Origin of the sequence: uncultured Methylobacterium sp. (assembly GCF_964242245.1) — a bacterium.
In the GTDB taxonomy this organism is placed as follows: domain Bacteria; phylum Pseudomonadota; class Alphaproteobacteria; order Rhizobiales; family Beijerinckiaceae; genus Methylobacterium.
Genome location: NZ_CAXTBY010000170.1, coordinates 1 through 5,921, shown reverse-complemented (window position 1 = coordinate 5,921; position 5,921 = coordinate 1). Strand labels below are relative to the sequence as shown.

The following is a 5,921-nucleotide window of genomic DNA, read 5'->3' as shown; positions in this document are numbered from 1 at the left end:
CCTTCAGCCTGTTCGGCTTCGTCATCGGCCTGTGGGCCGACGGCTTCGAGAAGCTCCAGCTCGTGCCGCTGCTGATCGTCACGCCGCTGACCTTCCTCGGCGGCAGCTTCTACGCCATCGAGATGCTGCCGCCGTTCTGGCGCGCGGTCAGCCTCGCCAACCCGGTCGTGTACCTGATCAGCGCTTTTCGCTGGGCCTTCTTCGGCACGGCCGACGTGGCGATCGGCGTCAGCCTCGCGATGACCGCCCTGTTCCTCGCCATCTGCCTTGGCCTCGTCACCTGGATTTTTCGGACAGGCTACCGGCTGAAGAGCTGAGTCTCGCCCCGACACGGCATCTCGGCAAAAATCGCATAAAGACATCTTTATGTCTTGATTGCTTCGTATCCGGCGCTCTGCTACAGGCCTTGGCCGAGAGCGAGAACCTCAGACGCGGAGCGGATGCACATGGCCACGGATTACATCGTCAAGGACATCGCCCTGGCCGAGTACGGCCGCAAGGAGATCTCGATCGCCGAGACCGAGATGCCGGGCCTGATGGCCACCCGCGAGGAGTACGGCGACAGCCAGCCGCTCAAGGGCGCCCGGATCGCCGGCTCCCTGCACATGACGATCCAGACCGCGGTGCTGATCGAGACCCTGAAGGCCTTGGGCGCCGACATCCGCTGGGTCTCCTGCAACATCTACTCGACCCAGGATCACGCCGCCGCCGCGATTGCCGCCGCCGGCATCCCGGTCTTCGCCATCAAGGGCGAGACCCTGGAGGATTACTGGAACTACACCGCCAAGCTGTTCGACTGGCACGGCGGCGGCATGCCGAACATGATCCTCGACGACGGCGGCGACGCCACCATGTTCGTCCACCTGGGCCTGCGCGCCGAGAACGGCGACACCGCCTTCCTCGACAAGCCGGAGAGCGAGGAGGAGGAGATCTTCTTCGCGCTTCTCAAGAAGAAGCTCGCCGAGAAGCCGAAGGGGTGGTTCGCGGGGCTCGCCGATTCGATCAAGGGCGTCTCGGAGGAGACCACCACGGGCGTGCATCGCCTCTACAACCTCGCGCGTGAGGGCAAGCTGCTCTTCCCGGCGATCAACGTGAACGACGCGGTCACCAAGTCGAAGTTCGACAACCTCTACGGTTGTCGCGAGTCGCTCGTCGACGGCATTCGGCGGGGCACCGACGTGATGATGGCCGGCAAGGTCGCCATGGTCGCGGGCTTCGGCGATGTCGGCAAGGGCTCGGCCTCCTCGCTCCGCCACGCCGGCTGCCGCGTACTGGTGTCCGAGGTCGATCCGATCTGCGCGCTCCAGGCCGCGATGGAGGGCTACGAGGTCGTGACGATGGAGGACGCGGCGCCCCGCGCCGACATCTTCGTGACGGCGACCGGCAACAAGGACATCATCACCCTCGATCACATGCGGGCGATGAAGGACCGGGCGATCGTCTGCAACATCGGCCACTTCGACAACGAGATTCAGGTCGCCGGCCTGAAGAACATGAAGTGGTCGAACATCAAGCCGCAGGTCGACGAGATCACCTTCCCCGACAACCACCGCATCATCCTGCTGTCGGAAGGGCGCCTGGTGAACCTCGGCAACGCCACCGGTCACCCCTCCTTCGTCATGTCGGCTTCGTTCACCAACCAGACGCTCGCGCAGATCGAACTCTGGACCAACCCGGGCAAGTACGAGCGTCAGGTCTACACCCTGCCCAAGGCGCTCGACGAGAAGGTCGCCATGCTCCACCTCGACAAGATCGGCGTGAAGCTCTCCAAGCTCCGCCCCGATCAGGCGGCCTACATCGGCGTCGCCGAGAACGGCCCGTTCAAGCCCGATCACTACCGCTACTGAGGCGCCGGCGCCGACGCGCGCCGACGGCCACATCGTCAGGACTTCAGGGAGCCCGGCGTCCGCGCCGGGCTCCCTCGTTTTGTCAAGGTGCCTTCGACCGATCGGACTGTGTCTTCTGTGTGCCGTTCAGGAGGGACCTGCGCGGCCGGGTTTCCCGCCAAGCCGATTCCCCTTCCGGCCCGAGTGCCGCGCGCTACACTGGCGCCGATTCACCAGGTGAAATGCCTCGCCGCAGCCCGAAACGGGCCCGTGCGGGAACGGTGCAGGTCGCGCCGCCCGACCTGTTGGGTCCAACCTGAGCGACGGTCGTTGGAGGCGGGACGGATCATGAGGGTCGATCGGGCGGCGCGGCGATGGGCCTGCGTCGGCGCTCTCTGCGTTGCCTCGACCGGACTGCCCGGTGCCGCCCTCTCGGCCTCGGATGCTCCGGGCTGGGGGCTCGGCTCGCAGATGCACAACGTCGCCGCGGTCGCGATCTTCGGCGGCCTCGTCGCCTTCGCCACCATCCTCGCCCTCCTCTACCTGCACGAGCGCACGCGCTGGACGCGGCGCGACCGCGAGCAGGCGGCGGCCCTCGACGCGCTGCGCGGCGCCCACGACCGGGCCGAGATGCTGCTCGCCGCCGAGCGCCAGATCATCGTCACGTGGAACGGGCGCAGCGAGCCGGTGGTGGAGGGCGATGTCGGACTCGCCTTCGACGGTGCCCGTCCGGCCGCCGACTCGGCCCGTCGCATCCTCGCCTTCGGGATCTGGCTGGTGCCGAGCGACGCCGAGGCGGTCGAGGCCGCCGTCGAGGCCCTGCGCAGCCGCGGTTCGAGCTTCCGCATGAGCCTGCGCAGCCAATCCGGCCGCAGCATCGAGGCGCAGGGCCAGGCGGTGGCGGGGCGCGCCCTGCTGCGCCTGCGCGAGACCACCGAGGACCGGCGGCAGGTCGCCGAATTGCGCGAAACCCTCGACGACGCCCGCCGCGGCCTGTCGGCGCTCGCCGGCCTCCTCGACGCGATCCCTCAACCGGTCTGGCGGCGCAACAGCGAGGGCGGGCTGGCCTGGGTCAACACCGCCTACGTCGCCGCCGTCGAGGCCGCCGGCCGCGAAGGCGCGATCCGGGACGGCATCGAACTCCTGGACCGTCCGGCCCGCGAGATGATCGCCCGGGACGATGGCCTGCGGCGGGGCAAGGGCGCCCGCGCGGCGCTGCGCCTCTCGGCCGTCGTCTCCGGCGGCCGTCGCATCCTCGACGTGACCGAGGTTGCCCTGGAGAGCGGGCGCGTCGGCATCGCGGTCGACGTCTCGGAGCTCGAGAGCGTCCGCGCCGACCTGCAGCGCCAGATGGACGCGAACGTCCGCACCCTCGACCAGTTGCCGACGGCGGTGGCGATGTTCGATGCCGGCCAGCGGCTGATCTTCCACAACGCCGCCTACCGGCAGCTCTGGGATCTCGACGCCGCCTTCCTCGACGGGCGGCCGCTGGACGGCGAGATCCTCGATCACCTGCGCGCGCATCGGAAGCTGGAGGAGCATGCCGACTTCCGGAGCTGGAAGCAGGGCGTGCTGGCCGCCTACCGCGCCGCGGAAGCCAGTCCCGCGTGGTGGTACCTCCCCGACGGCCGGACCCTGCGGGTGCTGGCCGAGCCGAACCCGCAAGGGGGGCTCACCTACCTGTTCGACGACGTGTCCGACCGGATGAAGCTCGAATCGCGCTACAACGCGCTGATGCGGGTGCAGGCCGAGACCCTGGACACCCTGAAGGAGCCGGTGGCTGTGTTCGGCGCGGACGGGCGCCTGACCTTCGCCAATCGCGCCTTCGCCACCGCGTGGCGCCTCGATCCCGCCACGCTGGAGGCGCGTCCGCACGTCGAGGCGGTGATCGACGCCTGCCGCGCCCTCGCCCCGGCCGAGGAGCCGTGGCTCGACATCCGCGACGCGGTGGTCGGCCTCGAATCGCGTACCGGCCTCGCCCGCCGCCTCGCGGTCGTGGACGGCACGGTGCTCGACTGCGCCGCCCAGCCGCTGCCGGAGGGTGCGACGCTGATCACCCTCATCGACGTGACCGCGAGCGTGAACGTCGAGCGGGCGCTGACCGAGAAGAACGACGCCCTGGAGAAGGCGGCGCAGATCCGCGACACCTTCGTCCACCACGTCTCCTACGAGCTGCGCTCGCCGCTCACCAACATCATCGGCTTCACGCAACTCCTCGGCGACGAGACCGTCGGCGCCCTCAACGCGCGCCAGCGGGAATACGCCGAGCACATCATGCGCTCGTCGGCCGCGCTGCTCGTCATCATCAACGACATCCTCGACCTCGCCTCGATCGATGCCGGCTCCCTGGAGCTCCAGCGCGAGACCGTCGAGGTCAAGGCCACCATCGAGGCGGCGCTGCTCGGGATCGAGGACCGGCTCGCGGAAGCCGACCTCACCCTCGTCCTCGACGTGCCCGACGACATCGGCAGCGTCTTCGTCGACGGCAAGCGGGTGCGGCAGATCCTGTTCAACCTGATGTCGAACGCGGTCGGTTTCTCCAGCGCCGGCCAGAGCATCGCGGTGCGGGCGCAGCGCACCCCGACCGATCTCCTGCTCACCGTCCAGGATCACGGTCGCGGCATGCCGCCCGAGATCGCCGCCCACGTGTTCGACCGGTTCGAGAGCCACACGCTGGGCACCCGCCACCGCGGCGTGGGCCTGGGCCTCTCGATCGTGCGCTCCTTCGTGGAACTGCACGGGGGCCGCGTTTCCCTCGACTCCAGGCCCGGCACCGGCACCTGCGTGCGCTGCACCTTCCCGATCGTCGAGCCGGAGGCGCAGGTCGAGACGGAGGCGGCCGAGTAGCCGCTCTGCCCGGATGCCCCGGACCCCGGACGACGCTTCGCTTAGGGCGTCGTGCGGGCGGCTTGACCGCGGCGGCTCGGCCGGTCAGCACCGGCCGATGTCCGAGAGCGCATCCACCGGCTGGACCGTCTTCCGCAACGGCGACTTCCGCCTGTTCGGGGTCGCCCGCGCCCTCACCGGCCTCGCCTACCAGATGCAGGCGGTCGCGGTCGGCTGGTTCGTCTACGACCTGACCCGCTCCCCGCTGGCGCTCGGCCTCGTCGGGCTCGCGGGCTTCCTGCCGGCGATGCTGGTCTCGCTCATCACCGGGCACGTCGCCGACACCTACGACCGGCGCCTCGTGGCCGCCGCCGCCTTCGCGGTGCAGGCGGGCACGAGCTTCGCGCTGCTGGCCGTCGCCCGGAGCGGGACGCACGCGGTCTGGCCGGTCTACGGCCTCGTCGTGCTCATCGGCACGGCCCGCGCCTTCGCCAACCCGGCCCTCCAGGCCCTGCTGCCGACCCTCGTGCCGCGCGACCTGTTCGGCCCAGCCATCGCCTGGAACGCCTCGCTCTGGCAGAGTTCCTCGGTGATCGGGCCGGCGCTCGGCGGCCTTCTCTACGCCGCCGGCCCCACGGCGGTGTTCGGCGCGGCCGGAGCCGGCTTCGCGCTGGCGAGCCTCGCCACCGCCGCGATCCGCTTCCGGCCGGCGCCGGTGACCGAGCGTCCGCCGGTAACCTGGGCGACGCTGTCGGCCGGGATCGGCTACATCCGCGCACATCCTGTGGTGCTCGGCGCGATCAGCCTCGACCTGTTCGCGGTGCTGCTCGGCGGCGCCACCGCCCTGCTGCCGGTCTTCGCCGCCGAGGTGCTGCACGTCGGCCCCCTCGGCCTCGGGGCGCTGCGCAGCATGCCGGCCGTCGGCGCGGTGCTGACGGCGATCGTCCTGGCCTACCGGCCGCTGCGCCGCCACGCCGGCGTGCGGATGCTGCGGGCGGTCGCCGTGTTCGGCCTCGCCACCATGGTCTTCGGCCTCTCGACCTCGCTGCCGCTCTCGATGGCCTGTCTGTTCGTCACGGGGGCCGCGGACATGATCTCGGTCTACGTCCGCCAGACCTTCGTCCAGGGCGAGACCCCGGATGCGATGCGGGGCCGCGTCTCGGCGGTCAACACCGTCTTCATCGGCGCCTCGAACGAACTCGGCGAGTTCGAATCGGGGACGCTCGCCGCGCTGATCGGCGCGGTCCCCGCGGTGGTCGCGGGCGGCGC

The 5,921-nt window shown here is 70.3% G+C and carries 4 protein-coding genes; all 4 read left to right on the top strand.

The genetic code is table 11. From position 1 onward, the window contains the following. Positions 1-317: ABC transporter permease (locus tag ACFE8Y_RS20470; protein WP_375466211.1), on the top strand; the 317-nt coding region annotated here is incomplete at its 5' end. 123 nt (positions 318-440) lie between these two features. Further along, positions 441-1,847, top strand: a complete 1,407-nt coding sequence (gene ahcY, locus ACFE8Y_RS20465; protein ID WP_375466210.1) for an adenosylhomocysteinase — start codon at positions 441-443, stop codon at positions 1,845-1,847. A 327-nt stretch (positions 1,848-2,174) separates the two neighbouring features. Next, entirely contained in the window at positions 2,175-4,673 is a 2,499-nt protein-coding gene (locus ACFE8Y_RS20460; RefSeq protein ID WP_375466209.1) for an ATP-binding protein, read from the top strand. A gap of 97 nt (positions 4,674-4,770) precedes the next feature. Further along, a partial coding sequence (locus tag ACFE8Y_RS20455; protein ID WP_375466208.1) for an MFS transporter occupies positions 4,771-5,921 on the top strand: 1,151 nt, incomplete at its 3' end.